Raw genomic sequence first — 20,946 nt, 5'->3', positions numbered from 1 at the left:
CCGGGTGCCGGCAATCTGAAGTCCGGCGGGACCCGCCAAGATGGGCGGATCGGAAGAGGGGCGCACAATAGGCGCCGCTTCCCGAATCGCAACTGAACCCCGTGCCTTGACAGGGTTCACATCTCGCTCTGCGGCAATGCCGTCGCGTCTGGCTGCGCGACGGCATGGTGCAGTGCCGCAATGGTGACATCACACTCAGGGAAATTGTTTGCGCTGCATCAGCATCGCGTACACCTTCACCACCGGATCGGCGTGTCCGCTTAGTTGCGCCAGACGTTGGTCGCGATCCGGCCAACGCTGCGCCTGTTCGGCGAGCACGTGCAGATCGCCGAACCAGGTGTCGTGATCGCGTGCGTAGTAGGGGCCGCTCAGCAACGTGGCAAGCAGGCGCATGCCGCGGTCGCGCGCCGCGCCGGCCGGTGCATACTCGAGATAGCGCAGCAGCTCGCGCAGGCGCGCGCGCTGCACGCGGCCGCTGTCGTCGCTGGCTGCGGCCTGCTGCAGCACGCCGTGGTCGAGCTGGTCGAGAAATTCCATCGATGCCTTTTCCGTGGCGGGATCGCCCGCACTGGCGGTGGGATCCAGCAATTGCGCGCGGATGTTGTAGCCGGCCTGTCGGATCAGCGAGATCGCATCGGCATCGACCGTCATCGCGGGCACCGGCGGCGCCGGCATGATGCGTTCGGCCGGCACGTCGGCGACGAAGCGCTGCTCCAGCAGCCAATGGTCGCCGAGCATGCTGGACGCACAGCGGGTCTGCGCCAGATGCGCGGCGACATAACCGCGGTAGGCGCCATGCAGGCGCTCGCGCAGCGCAGGGTCGGACACTTGTTGCAGCAGCAGTGGCATGTCGCCGGCCACGCTCAGTTCGGTGGCAGTGAATCCGGCATCGTCGCCGCGGATGCGCTCGAACATGCGCACCAGGCTGTCGGCGAGCTGTGCCTGCCCCGCGCTGTCCAACGGCGCCGCAGCGAGCGCCATCTTCAGCGCCGGGGCGGTGTCGGTTTCGTGTTGCGCCGCGTCCACGCGTGCGGCGATTGCGCTGGCGCGCGCTGCCGGTTGTGCCGGCTGCAGTGCGCTGGCCAACGCATAGGTCGGGCTGGGATCGTCGAGATAGTCCGCATCGCAACTGCCAGCGTGCGGCGTCGGCAGTGCGGCGAACACCGTCTGCGCCTGCGCCGGGGCGGCACGCTGGGCGGCGCGCGTCTGCAGCGTCAGTTGATCCAGGCCGGCGGTGCGCAGCGTCCGCAATTCGTTGTCGCGCTCTTCGTCGATGCTGCCGACGCGGGCCAGACCAGGCATGCGCCGTTGTGCGCGCTCGGCCAATGCCACGGCCTGTTGCGTCAGCCGTTGCGCAGCAGCGGCGCGATCGCCGTCGGCTGGCAGATCGGCGGATGCAGCCAGACGCAGCAGCACATCGGCCTGGAAGTCGGCCGGCAGCGCCTGCGCCGCGGCCAGCACCGCACTCGCAGGTGGCCCGGGCACGGCGCTACCGTTCATCGAAGCGGCGCCAGTGGATGGCGGCGTCTGCGCACCGGTCGGACCGGCATGCGGGTGCGTTGCGAGGGAGGCCGGCGCTGCGGTTTGCGCGCCGTGGGCGGTGGCCGCGCGTTGCAGCAGCGGCACGCAGGCGCCGGCGACCAGCAGCGCGAGAAGCAGATGGCGGGGACGTGGGGCGGAACGCATGGGAGCTCCTGATGGCGGGCGACGGGCTGCACGGCGCATGGGCGCCGTGCAGGGCCGGGGAGCGCGCTCCCCGGCGCGACCAGCCAGTGGTCAGTTGTAGCGCGCGGTGTTGCGCGGCACGTTGGCGCGGATCACGCCGAGCGGATCGTCGGTGATGATGCTGGTGAAGCCAGCGGTGACCTGCGCGCGGAAGTCCGGACGGTCGTCGGCGGTCTCGTTGCCGAAGTACTTGGTACGCGTCAGGTAGTCGTCCAGCGACGCACAGCAGGTGCCATTGCTGCGCACGTAGTGCTGGCCGTCATGGCTGCTGAGGCGGTACTCGGGCACCGGCGAGAACGCACCGATCGCCTGCTTCTGGGCCTGGTTCTCGGCCAGCAGCTCGGCAGTCGGGTCGCCGCGGCGCGGCTGCTTGTTGCCGATTTCCAGCCAGGCGAACCCGCTCTGCTTGCGTACTTCGGTGATCCAGGCGCTGACCCGGCACTGCGGCGTGTTGGGCGCGGTGAAGCCGCACAGGCCGACGTAGTTGTCGGCGATCCTGTCCATGTCGCCCGCATAGACGGTCGGGGCGAACGGCACGCCCTTGGTGAAGCGGGTGATGTCGCTGGGCGTCTTCGGCAGCAGCGAGGCGCTGAACTTCAGCACCACCTGGTTCTGCATCTTGAACGCATTGACCTGGTCGGCCGCGCGCGACACCGCATCCAGCGACTTCAGGTCCAGCACCACCACCATGTGGTTGGCATAGTGGCTCACCGCGTCCAGTGCGATGCCCAGCGAGGCCGGATGGTCGTTGGTCTTGGCGAAGTTCTTGTCGCGCAGGTACATGTTGATCAGATCATGGCTGCTCAGGGTGCTGATATCCGGATTCCAACCCGACGGATTGGCGGCGGGCTGGAAGATGTTGAAACCGGGGGTGTGATCGATGACGCGGCCGGCGTTCTGGTCGTGGAACAGCCAGAGGATGCCGTCGGACGCCTGCTTGACGTCCAGTTCGATCGCTTCGATGTTCTCGTTGTAGGTATCGAGGATCGAGCAGGTGGAGTTCTCGGCGCAGCCGTTGCCGACCAGCCCGCGATGCGAGATCACCACGACGTCGGCGTGATTCCCCTGGTAGGGATTCTTCATCACGTTGAGGATGTGTTCCGGGTTCCAGTTGCTGGCGGCCGACGCCATGCCGGACAGCGCCGTCAGCGACGCGCAGGCCAGCGCCAGGGCGAGAACCTTGGCGGGTTTCTTGGGCAGTTTCATGTGCTCTCTTCCGTTCGGGGTTGATGGAATGAAGTGAAGCAGGCGCAGCGCACTGCAAGCGACGGACGCATGGGCGTGGTCGTCTGCAGCGCAATGCTCGAAGCGACGGGCATCGTCCTGGGTTGCATGCCACCCGTCTGAAACTGAGCTCCTGGCGACACCCCGCGTGGGCCACCGGGTGGCGTCGCCGGGATTTGGACCGAAGCCGGCTACCGCGGCGTGTCCGTGCCGTGCAGGTAGCGTTGCAATGCCAACGGTTCGTCGGTTTGGATCATGCTGACGCCGTGCTTGCGCAGCCCACCCCAGACCGCGGCCGGATCGCGCAGCGCGCGCTGGTCGGTGTAGTTGGCCGACAGCCGCATCGGCCTGCCGCTGGCGATGTCGTTGGTCATGGTGTTGACGAACAGGCGCGTGTGCGGCGTCAGTTCGCGCTGCGCGATGTCCAGCACCGCCGGGTCGTCGAACATCAACTGCACCACCGCCGGCTGCAAGCTGGCGGCGCGGCGCAGGGCCTGCTCGGGCGGCAGCGTCGATTCGCGCTGCAGGTACAGTGCCTGCACCGCGATGTCGGCCTTGCGCGCGCGCTGCAGCACCGCTGCGGGAACGTCCAGCGGCACGTTGAGCAGCACGTCGCGTTGCGCGCCGGCGGCCTCCACCGCGTCGATCACCTGGTCCAGTGCCGCGGCCTTGATGTCCAGGTTCACCAGCACCTTGCCGCGCGCCTCGGCCAGTGCCTGCGCCAGCGTCGGCGGGTGCCGCGCGGTGAGCGTGCTGTCGCGTCCGCCGCCCCGGCTGCGCACGCGCAAGGCGGCGATCTGCGCCGCCGTCAGGTCGGCCACCGCGCCGTGCCCGTCGGTGGTGCGGTCCACGGTGTCGTCGTGCATCAGCACCAGCGCGCCGTCGCGGCTGGTGCGCACGTCGATCTCGACCATGTCTACGCCGTGCGCGATGCATGCGGCGATGCCGTCCAGGGTGTTCTCGGACGCGAACGTCCAGCAGGCGCGGTGCGACACCACCAGCGCCGGTCCGTGCGGGTCGCGCAGGCGCTCGGGCAGGCTCGGTGTCGCCGCCAGGGCCAGCATCGGCGCCGACAGCGCTGCGCTCATCAGCAGTCTCCGGCAGCGCATGCTCACCACCTCCAGGTCAGCGACGCGTTGTAGTTGCGGCCGAAGATCGGCCGGGCGTAGATCGCGTCGGCGGTGCCTTGCCCGGACAGCGTGTCCACGCGCGCATTGCCTTCGGTCAGGCCGAGCGCGTTGCTGACGTTGGCCGCGTGCAGCTGCAGTTCCAGGTGGTCGGTCAGCCGCGCGAACAGGCCCAGGTCGTAGGCGGTGTAGGCGGGCAGGGCGGTGGCGTTGGTGTAGTCCACATAGCGCTGGCCCATGCGATAGGCGGTGGCCGACAGTTCGACCGGTCGGCCATCGATGTCGACGTACAGGGTCGGGCTGAGCGAGGCCATGAACTTGGGAATGCGCGAGATCTGCTTGCCGTCCAGGTCGCCGTAGCTGAGGCCGCTGGTCGCGTTGCTCAGGCCACGCGTCTGCGGATCCTGCAGCGTGGCCGAACCGGTGATGCCGAACATGGGCAGCGGCCGCCAGGTGAACTCCGATTCCAGGCCCAGGGTGCGGGTCTTGCCGACCAGCGCCAGGCTCTGCACCGCCCCGCTGCCGTCGAGCACGATGGCGCTGATCGACAGATCGTTGAAGCGGCTCCAGAAGCCGACCGTGGAGAACGAGAAGGTGTCGCCGAAGCTGCCGCGCAGGCCGGCCTCGGCCTGGTCGATGTCGGTGACGTCCGCGTTCTGGGTCTGGTAGACGTTCTGCAGCCGCGGTAGGCGCTGCGACTGGGTGTAGCGGGCGAAGGTCTGCAACTGCGGGGTGAGCGCGAACTCGGCGCCGAGCGTCCACTGCGTGGCGTGGCGATGATCGGTGCGCGGACTGAACGCGCCGCTGAGGCCGCCGACGTTGTCGTCGGCCAGGGTGGTCGGGTCGCCGAGATTGCGCGTGGTGGTGGCGTCGACGCCGCCGTTGGCGTTGTAGCGGGTGTAGCGCACGCCGGCATCCAGGCCGAGGCGGCCGAAGCGCACCGAATTCCATAGGTACGGCGACAGGTAGGTGCCGTTGGCGAAACCGCTGGTGACGCCGTTGCCGTAGCGCACGAAGCCGTTCTGGGTGACCGAGCCCACCACGTTGCCGGTGGCGTCGTAGGCCAGCACGTCCAGCCGCTGCGCGTTGTTCTGCAGCGTGGTCAGCACGGTGTTCTGCAGCCGGTCCTGGCGGTACTCGAAGTGCTGCACGTCGAGGCCGGCGGTGAGCGTGTGCTGGCCCAGCGCCGTGTCGTCGAACGCCTTGCTCAGGCGCAGGTCGTCGGACAGCGTGCGCAGATGGGTGCGCGCATTCCACAGGCCGCTCTCCAATACCAGGCCGTCGGCCGCGGCGGGATCGTAGGCGGCACCGTTGCGGGTGGTGACGTAGCCGACCCGCGCCACCCGCGCGCCGAAGCCACTGCGTGCACGGCCGAGTTGCGTGTTGAGGTAGGCGCCGGCGTCGTAGGGTGCCGCGCCGGAGAACAGCGCGGTGTAGTCCACCTCCGCATCGACGAAGCGCATGCGGTTGTTGAGGGTCAGGCCGTCGCCCAGGTCCCATTCCAGGTGCGTGCCGAGTTGCTTGACCTTGTTGTGGATGCCGTCGGCCAGGTCCAGGTTGCGCGCCAGCGGTGTAGTGCCGTCGAAGGTCAGCGCCGTGGTGTGGCGCAGGTCGTTGGACAGCAGCGTGCCGTCCAGCGGGTCGAGCAGCGCCGACAGCGATTGCGACGGATTGCGCGGGTCGGCCAGCGGGATCGGGTTGTAGAAGGCGGTGCGGTCGTTGAGGTACTTGGCGTCGACGTCGAGTACCGCGTCGCCCATCAGGAAGGTCAGGTTGCCGCGCAGCTGGCCGCCCTGGTCGGCGGTGTAGCCGGTGCGGCGCAGGCCGTCGTCGCTGCGGTGGTAGCCGCCGATGCTGTACAGCACGTTCTCGCTGAGCGGGCCGGCACTGTAGGCGTCCTCGCGGCGCAGGCCGTCGCTACCGACGGTCATGCGCACCGCGCCTTCGGGCGTGGCGGTGCCGTGGCGGGTGATGGCGTTGACCGTACCGCCCGGCGCGTTGGTCGCGAACAGCGGCGAGGTGCCGCCGCGGACCACTTCCAGACGCTCGGTCATCATGTCCAGCGCGAACAGGGTGTCGACGTTGAAGAAGCTTTCCTGCGGCTCGTCGAACAGGGTCAGGCCGTCTTCCTGGTATTGCACGTAGTACCAGCCGCCCGCCGGCAGGCCGCGCACGTAGAGGTTCTGGCCGCCACCCTGGCCGCCGGAGGGTTCGGCGGAGAAGCCGGGGACCGCCCGCAGCATGTCCACGCTGCTGCTCGGGGTGCTGCGCTCCAGGCGTTCCTTGGACACCACGCTGATCGCGAAGGGGGCGTCCTTCTGCGATTGGCCCTGCGGCGTGCCGGTGACCACGATCTGGTCCAGCGTGGTGGTGGCATCGGCCGGCGGCGCCGGCGCGTCCTCGGCGTGGACGGCGGCGGCGCTGCCGAGGATGGATGCGAGCGCCAGTGCCAACAGGCTCGGGTGCGGGTGAACGGTACGCATGAAGACCCCCAGTAAAAGAATGTGGGGTTAATAGTATTTACCATGTATGAAACTTCCATGTCCACGTGCTAGGTTGTCGCGGTCGTGCATCCATCACGCTTTGCGCCTGCCTATGCCGCATCCCGATTTCCCGCCGCGCGTCAGCGCCGGCGGCCGCCAATTGCTCGACCGTGTGTTCAAGACCGGGGTGCAGACCCAGGCGGCGCTGAGCCGCGACCTGGACCTGTCGCAGCCCACCGTGGCGCGCCTGCTGCAGGGGTTCGTGCAGGACCGCATGGTCCAGCTCAGCGCCCGTGCCGCCGAGGGCCGCGGCAATCCCAGCGTCGACGTGCGGCTGGCGCCGGACTACGCCTATGCCTTCGGCATCGGCCTGATGGGCGACGTGGTGGCGCTGGCGCTGGTGGATTTCGCCGGCAACGTGCGTGGCCAGCGCCGCATCGGCCTGGCCGACATGCGCCGCGCGCCGGTGCTGGCACAGTTGCAGCGGTTCCGTGCCGAGTTGCTGGCCGAGAGCGGGGTGGACCCGGCGCGGGTGGTCGGCACCGGCATGGCGATCTCGGCGTTCTTCACCGGGCAGGGCCGGCAGATGGCCGGGCCGCCAGCGCTGGAGGACTGGACCCAGGTGGACCTGGTGCCGATCATGGAAGAGGCCCTGGGCGGCGCGGTCACGCTGGAGAACGACGGCGCGGCGGCGGCGGTGGCCGAAAGCCTGTACGGGGTCGGCCGCGACTGCCGCGACTTCGTCTACCTGCACCTGACCAACGGTTTCGGCGGCGGCATCATTGCCGATGGCCGGCTGTTCCGCGGCTACCGCGGCAATGCCGGCGAGTTCGGCGGCATCTGGACCGTCGGCGGCATGGCCTATCCGAACCTGGACGCGCTGCTGTCGCTGGTGCGCGCCGCCGGCCAGGACTACGCCGGGGTCGAGCAGATGCTCGGCGCGATCGACGCGCACACGCCGGGCGTGGACGCCTGGCTGGACATGGCCGAGGCACCGTTCTCGCAGCTGTGCGCCTACCTGGCCTACGCGCTGGATCCGCAGGCGATCGTGATCGGCGGGCGTCTGCCGGCCGCGATCGCGCAGCGCCTGGTCGAGCGTATCCGCATCCCGCGCGCGCCCAACCGCCACGGCCTGGCGCCGCCGCTGCCGCAGTTGTGCATTGCGCGCACCGTCGGCGACGCGGTGACCCTGGGCGCTGCGTTGATGCCGCTGCAGCAGGCGTTTTTTGCCTGAGGCGTGCAGCGGCGGGCGCAGTGTGCGCGCCGCGCTGCGGATGCTGCTGGCCAGGCGCTCGCTCGCGGTGCATCGCGGCGGTATCGACCGTGCGCCTCGGTCTCAGCCGCTGCTCGCGTGCGCCGCCAGGCCGGCACCGAGCGGAGGCGATCGGCCACGCCCGGTGAGCCATGCCAGCAGCAGGCACAACGCCCCGCACAGCAGCGGGCCGGCCGCCATCGCCCAGCACAGCAGCAGGCAGTGCCCGTCGCGGTAGTCCAGCGCATCCAGCAGCACGCCGATCAGCACCACCCCGGCGGCCAGCGCGACCTGCGCGGCCGCGGTCAGCGCGGCGAAGCACAGTGCGTGCTCGGCGACCGCCCGGGTCGCGGTGCACTGCGCATGCCAGGCCCACACCAGTTGCCCGCCGCTGCCGCCGATGGCGCCGATGCAGGCGGCCGCGGCCAGGCTCAGCAGTGGCTGCGCCGGCAACGCCAGCGCGAACAACGGGGCGCACAGCAGCAGGGCGCCGCCGAGCCAAGCTAGCCGTTGCGTCGGCGTGCGCTGCCGGCCCCAGCGCGCGGCCAGCGGTTGCACCAGCACCGTGCCGAGCGCGTAGGCGATCAGGACCGCACTGCCCCAACCGGGCGAGAGCAGGCCGTAGGCGGCCACGTACGGGGCGAGCTTGGTGAACGCGGGCAGGGTCAGCGAGACCGCCGCGATCAGCGCCAGCGGCTGCCAGGGAATCGCGCGCCAGGAGGGCGCTTGGTCGGTTGCGGCCACGGCCTGGGTGTCGGCGGGTGCGGCGTGGACGGCGGCGTGGCGCAGCACGCGCTGCAACTGCCAGGCGCACAGCATCGCCACGGCCGCCAGCACCGCGCTGGCCTGCAGCGCCAGGCTGCCGCCATCGGCGCCGCGCGCCAGCACGGCGCCGACCACGCTGCTGATCAGCAAGGCCGCGGCGCCGCTGCCGGCCAGGCGCAGCGCGCTGGCGCCGTCGTGGCCGCGCCAGGGCCACTGCGCCAGGCTCAGCAAGGTGTTCTGGGCCACGTCACAGGCGGCGTAGGCCAGCCGGAACAGCAGGCTCACCGCCAGCACGTAGCCCAGCCGCCACGGCGGCGGCAGCAGTGGCGCGGCGAACACCAGCAGCAGCGCCAGCGCCGCTGCGGCCAGGCCATGCCATTGCAGGCGCCCGGCGCTGCGCACGTCGCGCAGGCGCCGGCGCAGGCCCCAGCCGGCGCCGAGGCCGATCGCGGCGCTGAGCAGCAGGCCCAACGCCAGCACCAGCCCGGCCGCGATCGCGCGCAGGCCGGCGTGTTCGGTCAGCGAATAAATCAGCAGCAGCTCGCCGGCGTACCACAGCAGGCTCTTGCCGAAATGCGCGCCGGCATACGCCGCCAGGGCCGCCTGCGGCAGGTGGGGCAGAACGGGCAGGGGCGAGGGACGCGGCATGCCCAGGCTTATATCCGCGCGATGCGACAGCACCAAGTCCGCTGCCCTGGCCGGCGGCCTCCCGGCTACCGGCGGACCATCCCTACAGTTGCGCCGCCAGCCGGCTGCCCTGGGCGATGGCGCGCTTGGCGTCCAGTTCGGCGGCGACGTCGGCGCCGCCGATCAGATGCGCGCTGCGGCCGGCGGCCTGCAGCGCCGCCTGCAGGTCGCGCCGCGGTTCCTGGCCGGCGCAGATCACCACGGTCCCGACCGGCAATAATTGCTCGGCACCGTCCACGCGGATGCGCAGGCCGCTGTCGTCCACGCCCAGGTATTCGACGCCGCCGAGCATGGTCACGCCCTTGGCCTTGAGCGTGGCGCGATGGATCCAGCCGGTGGTCTTGCCCAGCCGCGCGCCGGGCCGGCCCGGGCTGCGCTGCAGCAGCCACACGCTGCGCGCCGGCGGCTCCGGGCGCGGCTTGCACAGCGCGCCGCGGCCTTCGAACTGCGGGTCCACGCCCCACTCTGCCATCCAGCGCGCCGGGTCCAGCGCGGTCGACGCACCGGCGTGCACCAGGAACTCGCCGACATCGAAGCCGATGCCGCCGGCGCCGATGATCGCGACCTTGTCCGCCGCCTGCACCCGGCCCTGCAGCACGTCCAGATAGCTGACCACGCTGGGATGATCGGCGCCGGGGAAGTCCACCGCGCGCGGCACGATGCCGGTGGCCAGCACCACCTCGTCGAAGTCGGCCAGCAGCGCCGCATCGGCGGTGGTGTGCAGGCGCAACTCCACGCCGGTGACGTCGATCTGGTGGCGGAAGTAGCGCAGCGTCTCGTGGAATTCCTCCTTGCCGGGAATCCGCTTGGCCACGTTGAACTGGCCGCCGATCTCGCTGGCGCTGTCGAACAGGGTGACGCGGTGGCCGCGCTGTGCGGCCACGGTCGCGCAGGCCAGGCCGGCCGGGCCTGCGCCGACCACGGCGATGCGCTTGGGCGCGCGGGTCGGCAGGTAGTTCAGTTCGGTCTCGGCGGCCGCGCGCGGATTGACCAGGCAACTGGCGGTCTTGTTCTCGAATACGTGGTCCAGGCAGGCCTGGTTGCAGGCGATGCAGGTGTTGATCGCCTGCGCCTGGCCGCGCTGCGCCTTGTTCGCCCATTCCGGGTCGGCCAGCAGCGGCCGCGCCAGCGACACCATGTCGGCGCCGCCGCCGGCCAGGATGCGCTCGGCCACGTCGGGCATGTTGATCCGGTTGGTGGCGATCAGCGGCAGCCGCACGTGCGGCTTGAGCTTGGCGGTGACCGCGGCGAAGGCGGCGCGCGGCACCGAGGTGGCGATGGTCGGCACGCGCGCTTCGTGCCAGCCGATGCCGGAGTTGATGAGGGTCGCGCCGGCGGCCTCGATCGCCTGCGCCTGCAGCACGATCTCCTGCCAGTCGCTGCCGTCCTCGACCAGGTCCACCAGCGACAGCCGATAAACGATGATGAAGTCCGGCCCGCAGGCGGCGCGGATGCGGCGCACGATCTCCACCGCGAAGCGCATGCGCTTGGCGGCGTCGCCGCCCCAGGCGTCGTTGCGGCGGTTGCTGCGCGGGGCGATGAACTCGTTGATCAGATAGCCTTCCGAGCCCATCACTTCGACGCCGTCGTAGCCGGCCTCGCGCGCCAGCTTGGCGGCATGGGCGTAGGCATCGATCTGGCGTTCGACGCCGCGCGCCGACAGCGCACGCGGGGTGAACGGGTTGATCGGCGCCTTCAGTTTCGACGGCGCCACCGACAAGGGGTGATAGGCGTAGCGCCCGGCGTGCAGCAGCTGCAGGCAGATCTTGGCGCCATGCGCGTGCACCGCGGCGGTCACCTGCCGGTGCGGGCGCACCTCCCACGGCCACGACAGCTTGCCGCCGAACGGTTTCAGCCAGCCGACCACGTTCGGCGCGAAGCCGCCGGTGACGATCAGGCCTACGCCGCCGGCGGCGCGCTCGGCGAAGTACGCGGCCAGTTTGGGGAAGTCGCGGGCGCGGTCTTCCAGGCCGGTGTGCATGGAGCCCATCAGGATGCGGTTGCGCAGCTGGGTGAAGCCCAGGTCCAGCGGGGCGAACAGGTGCGGGTAGGCGGTGGGGGTGGGGTCGGGCTGGCCGGGGGCGGGCGACATGGCGTGGATACGCAGGCGTACGGAAGGGCGCAGGGTGCCGTGAAACCTGGCTGGCGGCAAGAGGGGTGTTGGCCTTACGTGCCCTGCCATGCCTTACGGTGACGTTGAGGGGGCACTCGTTCTGGCGCTTCGATTTGAAGCATGAAGCTTTGAATCAAGAGCAAAAGCTTCCGCTGGCGCGGGTCACTTTTCTTTGCTTGTGCAAAGAAAAGTAACCAAAAGAAAGCACACCCCGCAGCGCGCCTTCCGCGCTAACGCGCTCCAGGTTCGCAGCCACGTCGGGCATTTTCCGACGGCACATCCATGTGCCGGCGGAAAACGACGCGCATCCTGCGCGTCGCCCTTCGGGTATTCGCCCGCCGTGGCTGCCGCGCCGAGGGGACCCGGTAGATCAAAAGCAAAGCGAAAGCACAGCAACAGCACAGCAACAGCACCAGCACCAGCACCAGCACCAGCGGGAGCGGTTACGGTCGGCGGCGCGATCGCGCCAATGTTCTGGTCGCTGCGCCGCCCGCTCAGCCCCAGCCGACCAGGGCCAGTTTGCCGATGGTGCTGCCCGACTCCAGGCGCCGGTGCGCCTCGCGCAGGGTGGTGGCGTTGATCGGGCTCAGTGTCTCGGTCAGGGTGGTGCGCAGTTCGCCCGCGTCCACCAGGCTGGCGGTGCGCGCCAGGATGCGGTGCTGTTCGATCATGTCGTCGGTGCGGAACCGGGCGCGTGCGAACATCATTTCCCAGTGGATGCCGATGCACTTGGCCTTGTACGGGTCGCCGATGTGCAGCGGACCGCTCGGTTCGACGATCAGGCCGACGTGGCCCTGCGGCGCCAGCAGCTCGCCCAGCGGTTGCCAGTAGCGGTCGGTGTCGGCCAGGTTCAGCGCCGCCTGCACCTGGTCGATGCCCAACGCCTGCAATTGCGGCGCCAGCGGCCGGCGATGGTCGATCACGTGGTGCGCGCCGAGTTGCAGGCACCAGTCGCGGGTTTGCGGCCGCGAGGCCGTGGCGATCACCTCGAAGCCGGCATGCCGCGCCAACTGGATCGCGATCGAGCCGACCCCGCCGGCGCCGCCGATCACCAGCAGGCGGCGGCCGCGGTTGCGTGCGTCGTCGAAGTCGAACGGCATGCGCTGGAACAACAACTCCCAGGCGGTCAGCGTGGTCAGCGGCAGCGCCGCGGCCTGGGCGAAGTCCAGCGTGGCCGGCTTGCGCGCGACGATGCGCGCATCCACCAGTTGGTACTGCGCGTTGCTGCCGGCGCGGGTGATGTCGCCGGCGTAGTAGACCTCGTCGCCCGGCTCGAAGCCGTCGACCTCGGGCCCGACCGCCTCGACCACGCCGGCGGCGTCGTAGCCCAGCACCTTGGGCTGGCCGTCGCTCGCGCCCTTGGCGCGGACCTTGGTGTCCACTGGATTGACCGACACCGCCTCCACCCGCACCAGCAGGTCGTGGCCGCCGGGCGCGGGCGGCGCCGGCAGGTCGAGGTCGTGCAGCGACTGCGGATCGTCGATCGGCAGGGGGTGGAGGGTGGCGACCGCTTTCATGGAGGCTCCTGGACGTGAGGGAAAGGAGGGCACGGCCGCGGCTCAGACCGGCCGCGGGTTGCGCTCGGCGAAGCCGCGCTGGTGCCAGTACGGATACGCCGGCACTGCGGCGCTGGCTGCATCCAGTTGTTGCAGGTGCGCGGCATCGAGGGTCCAGCCGACCGCCCCCAGATTCTGCCGCAACTGCTCCTCGGTCCGTGCGCCGATGATCACGCTGCTGACCGTCGGCCGCTGCAGCAGCCAGTTCAGCGCGATCTGCGGCACGCTTTTGCCGGTCTCCGCGGCGATCGCCTCCAGCGCGTCGATCACGCGGTACAGGCGCTCGTCCTCCACCGGCGGGCCGGCCTCGGTCACCGCCTTGTCGTGCAGGCGGCTGCTGGCCGGCAGCGGCTGGCCGCGACGCAGCTTGCCGGTCAACCGGCCCCAGCCCAGCGGACTCCACACCAGCGCACCCACGCCCTGGTCCAGGCCCAGCGGCATCAGTTCCTCCTCGTAGTCGCGGCCGATCAGCGAGTAATAGGCCTGGTGCGCGATATAGCGCGACCAGCCGTGGCGGTCGGCCACCGCCAGCGACTTCATCAGGTGCCAGCCGGAGAAGTTGGACACGCCCAGGTAGCGGATCTTGCCGGCACGCACCAGGTCGTCGAGCGTGGACAGGGTCTCCTCCACCGGCGTGTGCGCGTCGAAGCCGTGCAACTGGAACAGGTCGAGATAGTCGGTGCCCAGGCGGGTCAGCGCCGCCTCCACTGCACGGATCAAATGGAAGCGCGAGGAACCGACGCTGTTGGGCGACGCGCGGTCGAAGCGGAAACCGGCCTTGGTCGAGAGCAGCACCTGGTCGCGGCGGCCCTTGATCGCCGCGCCCAGCACCGATTCGGCGGCGCCGCCGGAATAGACGTCGGCGCTGTCGAACAGGGTGACGCCGGCTTCCAGGCAGATGTCGATCAGGCGCCGCGCCTGGTCCACGTCCGAATTGCCCCAGGTGGCGAAGAACGGATCGGTGCCGGCGAAGGTGCCGGTGCCGAAGCTGAGCACGGGAACCTTGAAGCCGGATGCGCCGAGATGACGGTATTCCATGGAGAACTCCTGATAGCGAAGGGGGAGTGAGGGTGGAGAAGGCGTCAGCGCGCCGCCGCGTCGGTGTCGACGGCGGCGGTCGCAGCGGAGGTGGAAGCGGGCGTGGTGGCGCCGAGCAACTGCGCAGCGGCCTCGGCCATGGCCGCGTAGCCGGCATCGCCGGGATGCAGGTGATCGCCCGAGTCGAAATCCGCACGCATCCGCGTGGGGTGCGCGGGATCGCGCAGTAGCGCATCGAGATCCAGGATCGCGTCGAAGCCATTGCCGGCGCGCAGCCAGGCATTGACCTGCTGGCGCACGGCCTCCTTCTGCGCGGTGTAGTAGCCGGGGATCGGCGAGTCCGGCAGCGCGCCCTCGAACGGGGTGAGGGTGGCGCCGATCACCCGCAGGCCGCGTGCCTGCGCGCGCTGCAGCAATTGCCGGTAGCCGGCGATCAGGTCCTCGGCCGGCACCGGCGCATCGTCCGGCGCGAACGGCGTGCCGTACCAACTGATGTCGTTGATGCCCATCAGCAGGATCACGGTGTGCACGCCGGGCTGCGCCAGCACGTCGCGGTCCAGCCGCGCCAGCGCGTTCTGGCCCATGCGGTCGCGCAGCACGCGCCCGCCGGAGATGCCAGCGTTGAGCACCGCCACCCGCTGCGCGGCCAGCCGCGTGGCCAGTTGGTCCGGCCAGCGCCTGTCCTGTCCCGGCGTCGAGGCGGCCCCGTCGGTGATCGAATCGCCCAGCGCCACCACCGCGCCGATGGCATCGGCCCGGCGCACCTGGATGCCGCTGACGAACAGCCGCACCGGCAGCGCCGTCGCGTCGGCCAGGCTGGCGTCGGCGGTGCGCTCGCCCTCGGCCAGCCAGGCGCTCTGCAGGCCTTCCCAGTGGAAGGTGGACGGTGCGGTCGGCTGCGGCAGGTACAGACTGATGCTGAGCCGGGCCAGGTCCGGCACGCTCAGCGCCACCGGGTCGCTGAGCACCGGCGCGCCCGGCGGCACGGTCACCTCGGTCCTGCCGCCGAAGCGCAGAGGCCGCTGCGAGCCGGGCAGGATTGCCGCGCCGTCGCCGGCCAGCGCCAGCGACGCGGCGCCGATGTGCAGCGGCGCATCGCCATAGGCGTTGCTCAGTTCCACCCGCACCTCGCTGCCGCCGAGGCTCACCCGCGCCACCTGGCGCACGGTCTGCCGCCACAGGTGGAACGGCGTCTGCGTCGGGAACGGGAAGTCCGCGCTCCACAGCGGCTGCGGGCTGGCCTGCCAGGTCGCGATCCAGTCGCGCGGGGCCGCATCCGCCATGATCGCCGTGCCCAGCAGCGCCGCCGCCAGCCCGGCCGTCGCCATCGGCCGGCTCATGCCGCACCGCCGGCGGCGCAACCCGCGCCGTGATTGGCGGCGGGTGTGGCGGCAGCCGGCGACAGCCGCAGCGCGCCCAGCGCCACCGCCAGTCCGGCCAGGGTCAGCAGTGCCGCCACCCAGGGCAGTTGCGACAGGTTGCCGCCATGGCCGAGCACCAGGCCGCCGAGCCAGGCGCCCAGTGCATTGCCCAGGTTGAACGCACCGATGTTCAGGCTCGAGGCCAGATGCCGGCCGGCCTCGCCGGCCTTGCCCAGCACCCACACCTGCAGTGGCGCCACCGTGGCGAACGCGGCCACGCCCAGCAGACCGATGCCCAACGCCATCGCCGGCGCCGAGGGCAGGGCGAGGGTCAGCGCCGCCAGCACCACCGCCAGCACGCCCAGGCTCAGCGGCAGCGCCTGCCGCGGGCGGCGGTCGGCCAGGCGTCCGCCGAGCACGTTGCCGACGATCATGCCCACGCCGAACACCAGCAGCAGCGGCGACACCGCACTCTCGGAAACCCCGGTGATCTGGGTCAGCAGCGGCTGCACATAGGTGTACACGGCGAACACGCCGGCATAGCCCAGCACTGTCGTCGCCAGGCCGAGCAGCACCGGCGCGCGGCCGACCGCGCGCAGTTCCTCGCGCAGCGGCACGGTCGCCGGTGCGGCGCGGTCGGCCGGCACCAGCGCGGCGATCACCACGGTGGCCAGCGCGCCGATCCCCGCCACCGCCCAGAACGTGGCACGCCAGCCGTCATGCAGGCCCAGCCAGGCCCCGGCCGGCACCCCGAGCAGGGTGGCGACGGTGAGGCCGGTGAACATGGTCGAGATCGCCGAGGCCTTGCGCTGCGGCGGCACCAGGGTGGTGGCGACCACCGCGCCGACGCCGAAGAAGGTGCCGTGCGCCAGCGAGGTCACCACCCGCGCCGCCATCAGCGCCGCGTAGTTCGGCGCCAGCGCGCAGGCCAGGTTGCCGGCGGTGAACACCAGCATCAGCGCCAGCAGCACGCGCTTGCGCGGCCAGCGCCGGCTGGCCACGGTCAGCAGCGGCGCGCCGAGGAACACGCCCAGCGCATAGCCGGAGATCAGCAGCCCGGCGGCCGGAACGCTGACCCGCAGGTCGGCGGCGACCTGCAGCAGCAGGCCCATGATCACGAACTCGGTGGTGCCGATGCCGAAGGCGCCGGCGGTCAGCGCGTACAGCGCGAGCGGCGTGCGCCCTGCAGCGGGTTGTTGGGGAGGTGGAGCGAGCGAGGCGGCCATGCGGCGGCTCCGGAAGTGGCGGGAGGACGGCAGCCTAGGCCTGCATGTCTTCAGTAAAAACAGTAAAAATGTTGAACGACTTTCAATGGAATCCACACAATGGACCGGATCGGCGACATCGCCCTGTTCCTGCGCGTGCTCGACCTCGGCTCGATCAGTGCCGCCGCGCGCAGCCTGGACCTGTCGGTGGCGGTCGCCAGCCAGCGGCTGCAGCGGCTGGAACGCGCGCTCGGCGTGCGTCTGCTGCACCGGACCACGCGGCGCCTGCACCCGACCCCGGAAGGCCTGCAACTGGCCGAGCAGGGGCGGCCGCTGGTCGAGGACCTGGAATCGCTGGCCGGCGGCCTGCGCCAGGCCGGCGCCAGCGCCGCCGGCACCCTGCGTGTGACGATGTCAGCCGCGTTCGGGCGCCTGTATGTCTCGCCCGTGCTGCCACGCTTCATGGCCCTGCATCCGCAGGTGCGGCTGAGCGTGCACCTGAGCGACAACGTCGTGGACCTGGTCAGCGAAGGTTTCGATTTGGCGATCCGCATCGGCACCCTGCGCGACTCCAGCCTGGTCGCGCGGCGCCTGGCCGGCAATCGACGCATGCTCTGCGCCTCGCCCGACTACCTGCGCCGCCACGGCACCCCGGCCATGCCGGCCGATCTGGCCGCGCACGCCTGCCTGCTGTTGACCGGCAGCGACGGCCGGCAGGACACCTGGCGGCTGCAGGGACCCGACGGCGAGATCGCGGTGCGCGTGGCTGGGCCGCTGGAGACCAACTTCGGCGAGGTGCTGCGCGATGCCGCGGTCAACGGCCAGGGCATCGCCCTGCATTCGGAATGGCACGTGGCCGAGGACCTGCGGCAGGGACGGCTGTGCCAGGTGCTGGCCGACTACCCGCTGACCGAGACCGGCATCTACGCGGTGATGCCGCAGCGGCGGCTGGTGCCGCCACGGGTGCGGGCCTTCGTCGAGTTCATGCAGGTCGAGTTGGCCGACCCGCCGCCGTGGGCACGGCCGGGGTGAGACCTCGGTCGCCCTGCGGGTCCTTGTCTACGACCGCAAACGGTCACGCGCCTGCCGCATTGCGGGATTTCATCAAGCTGTATAGGGTGTATCCACGGCCTGGCAGCGGCTGGCGTTGACTTTCACATGTTACGTGCTCGTTAACGCCATCTTCACTATGCCGCGCATAATGTGCGCGGCGATGGCGTGCGGAAACGGCCGTCTGGATGTGACGAGACATCTGTACAGAACCATGCCTCTACCGGTTTCTATCTCCCCGAAACAAGGAGTTGTATTAATGAACAAGAAAATTCTCACCGCCGCGTTGCTGGGCGGTCTGGCCGTCGCCCAGGCAGCGTCCGCGCAGGAATTCGACGACCGCTGGTACCTGACCGGTTCGGCTGGTTTCAACTTCCAGGACAAGGACCGCACCACCAACGATGCGCCCTTCGTCACCCTGGGCCTGGGCAAGTTCATCAACCCGAACTGGTCGCTGGACGGTGAGCTGAACTATCAGAACCCGAACTTCGACAAGAACCAGGACCTGAACTGGAGCCAGTACGGCATCTCGTTCGACCTGCGTCGCCACTTCATCCAGGAAGGCCGCGGCTGGAACCCGTACCTGCTGTTCGGCCTGGGCTACCAGCGCTCGGAAGAAGAGTTCGACACCGGCGGTCCGGTCTCCCCGGGCCAGCGTAAGGACGGCAACTTTGCCGCCAAGGCCGGCGTCGGTCTGCAGACCACCTTCGACAAGCGCGTTGCCGTGCGTGCCGAAGTGGCCTACCGCGCTGACTTCGACGACCAGAGCGTTGCCGCTCCGTCGCAGAACTGGTTCGGCGACGTGCTGGCCTCGGTCGGCGTCGTGATCCCGCTGGGCCCGCCGCCGGCCGCCCCGGTCGCCCCGCCGCCGCCGCCGGCCGCTGCGCCGAGCTGCGCCGATCTGGACGACGACGGTGACGGCGTCAACAACTGCGACGATAAGTGCCCGAACTCCCAGCCTGGCCAGACCATCGGTCCGGACGGCTGCCCGGTGCCGGTGTCGATCGACCTGAAGGGCGTCAACTTCGACTTCAACAAGGCGAACCTGCGTCCGGACGCCGTGGCGATCCTGGGCGAGGCCACCGAGATCCTGAAGCGTTACCCCGACCTGCGCGTCGAGGTTGCCGGTCACACCGACTCGAAGGGTACCGAAGCCTACAACCAGAAGCTGTCCGAGCGCCGCGCCCGCGTCGTGTACGACTACCTGGTGAAGAACGGCGTGGACGCTTCGCGTCTGGTCGGTCCGATCGGCTACGGCGAGAGCCGTCCGATTGCGCCGAACACCAACCCGGATGGTTCGGACAATCCGGAAGGCCGCGCCAAGAACCGTCGTACCGAGCTGAACGTCCAGAACTAATCGGACGCTTCCAGTCTCAAGCAAAGCCCGGCCTCGCGCCGGGCTTTGTTTTTGTGGGGTGGGGATGTATGTCGGTGTCGTTGTAGGAGCGGCTTCAGCCGCGACAGACGTCCCGGAAATGCCTGTCGCGGCTGAAGCCGCTCCCGCAGGATGCACAAAGCGTTCAAGCTGAACTTTTTCAGCAATCCCAATTATTTAGCGCATGTAGTGCCGGTAACAGTTGAAAGCACGCCGGGGCCTGCCTACACTCGCTCGTCGACTCGCCTGAATGGAAAAAAACCGATGCTGCGTATCGTGACGGCCAGCCTGCTCGCGCTTGCCCTGATTCCTGCGGCCCACGCCGCACCGGATTGCTCCGGCGATCTGCTGCCCAAGCCGCTGGCGTTGCCGGCCACGGTCGCCGCGCCGGTCGCTTCGGAACTGTTCAGCCGCAACGTGCAGCTGGGCATGCCCAGCGGCGTGCTGACCCAGTCCTACAGCAGCGACCAGTCGCTGGACCGCGTGCTGCTGCGGTTGCGCGCCGAAGGTTGCCAGAGCCTGGCCAACGCCACTCCTGGCGCGGTGAAGCCGAACGATCCGGCCGCCTACAAGCCGGCCACCGCGTTCGACAACACCCCTTGGCGGTTCGACATGAGCCAGAACGGCAAGCGCATGACCGCCGAGGAGTTCGACGCCTGGATGAAGGCGCGTGGCGTGCGCGTGGTCAAGGCGCGTCCGGCGCCGGCACCGGCTGCCGCCGAAGCGCCGGCACCGGCTCCGGCCGAGGCCAACAAGCAGTAAGTCCGGTGCGCGGCCGCCCGCGGCCGCGCCCGTCGACGCCGTGCGAGGGGTGAAGCCGCCGCGTTCCCGCCGTCCGGCGTCGCCCCAGGCGGCGCCCGCGCGTCCGCGCCCGCCGGCGCGCGACGCCACGCCGGCCGCGCCGCGGCACGGCCTGGCCCGCACCCTGTCCAAGCTGGGCCTGTGCTCGCGCACCGAGGCCGCGCGCTGGATCGCCGCCGGCCGCGTCGCCGTCGACGGACGCATCGTCACCGATCCCGAATTCCCGATCCTGCAGGGCCGCCACCGGCTGGCCCTGGATGGCGCGCCACTGGCCGATACCAAGCGCCTGTACCTGATGCTCAACAAGCCGCGCGGGCTGGTCACCAGCGCGCAGGACGAACGCGGCCGCGACACCGTCTACCGCTGTTTCGATGGCGCCGGCCTGCCGTGGCTGGCCCCGGTCGGGCGCCTGGACAAGGCCAGCGAGGGCCTGCTGCTGTTCAGCAACGACCCGCAGTGGGCGGCGCGGGTGACCGATCCGGTCAGCGGTCCGGACAAGACCTATCACGTGCAGGTGGATGCGATCCCCGACGCGGCGCTGCTGGCGCGGATGTGCGCCGGCGTGGTTGCCGAGGGCGAAGCCCTGCGGGCCAAGCAGGTGCGCCCGTTGCGCCAGGGCGAGCGCCATGCCTGGCTGGAAGTGGTGCTGGACGAAGGCCGCAACCGGCAGATTCGGCGGCTGCTCGCCGCGCTGGGCCTGGACGTGCTGCGGCTGGTGCGGGTGGCGATCGGCGAGCTGGCGCTGGGCGAGCTGGGCAAGGGCGCGTGGCGCGAACTCAGCGCCGCCGAAGTCACGGCGTTGGCGCCGGCGGCGGACGCCAGCGCGCCAGCCGCGCGCTGAGCAGGGCGGCGACTACCTCACGGGCGCGCGCGTCCTGCGGCCCGCGCGCATCGTGGTGGCGGCCCTTGGCATGATTGCAGCCGGCACAGGCCAGCGCCAGGTTGCGGGCATCGTTGGGATCGTCGCCGACCTGGGCGCACAGTGCCGTGGCGACGCGGCGCCCGAACCAGGCCTGCGGCACTACGTGTTCCAGCGTGCTGTGCCCGAGCGGTTCGCCATCAGCGCGCAGGCGCAGGCGCCGGCGGCAATGCAGGCAGCGGGTCTCCCAGCCGTCCTCCAGCGTTTGCGCCTGCGCGTCGGTCTGCGCCGCCAGCAACAGCCGTTGGCGCAGCGCGGCGCGCAT

The 20,946-nt window shown here is 70.5% G+C and carries 16 protein-coding genes; 5 read left to right on the top strand and 11 right to left on the bottom strand.

Features of this window, described 5'->3' with window-relative positions; translation table 11 throughout:
* Positions 1 to 195: 195 nt before the first annotated feature.
* From RAB71_RS17420 to RAB71_RS17405, 4 genes are all read right to left on the bottom strand, one after another.
* Entirely contained in the window at positions 196 to 1,686 is a 1,491-nt protein-coding gene (locus RAB71_RS17420) for a hypothetical protein (RefSeq protein WP_010340475.1), read from the bottom strand.
* Positions 1,687 to 1,776: 90 nt separating this feature from the next.
* On the bottom strand, positions 1,777 to 2,931 hold the full coding sequence (locus tag RAB71_RS17415; RefSeq protein WP_010340476.1) for a glycerophosphodiester phosphodiesterase family protein: 1,155 nt from the start codon (positions 2,929 to 2,931) through the stop codon (positions 1,777 to 1,779).
* Positions 2,932 to 3,140: 209 nt separating this feature from the next.
* Positions 3,141 to 4,037: a glycerophosphodiester phosphodiesterase family protein gene (locus RAB71_RS17410; RefSeq protein ID WP_010340477.1), complete on the bottom strand. Its 897-nt coding sequence runs from the start codon at positions 4,035 to 4,037 to the stop codon at positions 3,141 to 3,143.
* 23 nt (positions 4,038 to 4,060) lie between these two features.
* Positions 4,061 to 6,559: a TonB-dependent receptor gene (locus RAB71_RS17405; protein WP_029561752.1), complete on the bottom strand. Its 2,499-nt coding sequence runs from the start codon at positions 6,557 to 6,559 to the stop codon at positions 4,061 to 4,063.
* A gap of 112 nt (positions 6,560 to 6,671) precedes the next feature.
* Between RAB71_RS17405 and RAB71_RS17400 the strand changes: the two genes are divergently transcribed.
* Entirely contained in the window at positions 6,672 to 7,793 is a 1,122-nt protein-coding gene (locus RAB71_RS17400) for an ROK family protein (RefSeq protein WP_010340479.1), read from the top strand.
* A 102-nt stretch (positions 7,794 to 7,895) separates the two neighbouring features.
* On the opposite strand, the gene RAB71_RS17395 is transcribed toward RAB71_RS17400, so the two are convergent.
* From RAB71_RS17395 to RAB71_RS17370, 6 genes are all read right to left on the bottom strand, one after another.
* Complete coding sequence (locus RAB71_RS17395) at positions 7,896 to 9,224, bottom strand: MFS transporter (protein ID WP_010340480.1); 1,329 nt, start codon at positions 9,222 to 9,224, stop codon at positions 7,896 to 7,898.
* A gap of 82 nt (positions 9,225 to 9,306) precedes the next feature.
* Positions 9,307 to 11,355: an NADPH-dependent 2,4-dienoyl-CoA reductase gene (locus tag RAB71_RS17390; protein ID WP_041499947.1), complete on the bottom strand. Its 2,049-nt coding sequence runs from the start codon at positions 11,353 to 11,355 to the stop codon at positions 9,307 to 9,309.
* A 515-nt stretch (positions 11,356 to 11,870) separates the two neighbouring features.
* Entirely contained in the window at positions 11,871 to 12,893 is a 1,023-nt protein-coding gene (locus tag RAB71_RS17385; RefSeq protein WP_010341833.1) for a zinc-binding alcohol dehydrogenase family protein, read from the bottom strand.
* Between the two features lie 42 nt (positions 12,894 to 12,935).
* A complete protein-coding gene (locus RAB71_RS17380; protein ID WP_010341834.1) occupies positions 12,936 to 13,970 on the bottom strand; it encodes an aldo/keto reductase in 1,035 nt (344 codons plus the stop codon).
* A gap of 44 nt (positions 13,971 to 14,014) precedes the next feature.
* Positions 14,015 to 15,310: an SGNH/GDSL hydrolase family protein gene (locus RAB71_RS17375; RefSeq protein ID WP_029561933.1), complete on the bottom strand. Its 1,296-nt coding sequence runs from the start codon at positions 15,308 to 15,310 to the stop codon at positions 14,015 to 14,017.
* Positions 15,307 to 16,557 carry an MFS transporter gene (locus tag RAB71_RS17370; RefSeq protein ID WP_104609546.1) on the bottom strand — a complete coding sequence of 417 codons (1,251 nt, stop codon included), beginning with the start codon at positions 16,555 to 16,557 and terminating at the stop codon, positions 15,307 to 15,309. The genes RAB71_RS17375 and RAB71_RS17370 overlap by 4 nt, the downstream gene beginning before the upstream one ends.
* Positions 16,558 to 16,656: 99 nt before the next feature.
* On the opposite strand from RAB71_RS17370, the gene RAB71_RS17365 reads away from it, so the two are divergent.
* From RAB71_RS17365 to RAB71_RS17350, 4 genes are all read left to right on the top strand, one after another.
* Positions 16,657 to 17,568 (top strand): LysR family transcriptional regulator, encoded by a 912-nt coding sequence (locus RAB71_RS17365; protein WP_010341837.1) that lies wholly within the window; start codon positions 16,657 to 16,659, stop codon positions 17,566 to 17,568.
* Between the two features lie 277 nt (positions 17,569 to 17,845).
* Positions 17,846 to 18,943 carry an OmpA family protein gene (locus tag RAB71_RS17360; RefSeq protein WP_104609545.1) on the top strand — a complete coding sequence of 366 codons (1,098 nt, stop codon included), beginning with the start codon at positions 17,846 to 17,848 and terminating at the stop codon, positions 18,941 to 18,943.
* Between the two features lie 282 nt (positions 18,944 to 19,225).
* Positions 19,226 to 19,723, top strand: a complete 498-nt coding sequence (locus RAB71_RS17355; protein WP_019801306.1) for a hypothetical protein — start codon at positions 19,226 to 19,228, stop codon at positions 19,721 to 19,723.
* A 151-nt stretch (positions 19,724 to 19,874) separates the two neighbouring features.
* The gene (locus RAB71_RS17350; RefSeq protein ID WP_052471023.1) at positions 19,875 to 20,603 is read left to right on the top strand and encodes a pseudouridine synthase; all 729 of its coding nucleotides are present in this window, start codon (positions 19,875 to 19,877) and stop codon (positions 20,601 to 20,603) included.
* Here the strand turns inward: RAB71_RS17350 and RAB71_RS17345 are convergent.
* On the bottom strand, positions 20,554 to 20,946 hold the full coding sequence (locus RAB71_RS17345; RefSeq protein WP_010341352.1) for a hypothetical protein: 393 nt from the start codon (positions 20,944 to 20,946) through the stop codon (positions 20,554 to 20,556). The two genes, RAB71_RS17350 and RAB71_RS17345, sit on opposite strands and share 50 nt — an antisense overlap.

The organism is Xanthomonas sacchari, assembly GCF_040529065.1.
Lineage (GTDB): Bacteria > Pseudomonadota > Gammaproteobacteria > Xanthomonadales > Xanthomonadaceae > Xanthomonas_A > Xanthomonas_A sacchari.
The sequence above is the reverse complement of the archived record's forward strand: the minus strand, read 5'-3'. Positions and strand labels throughout refer to the sequence as shown.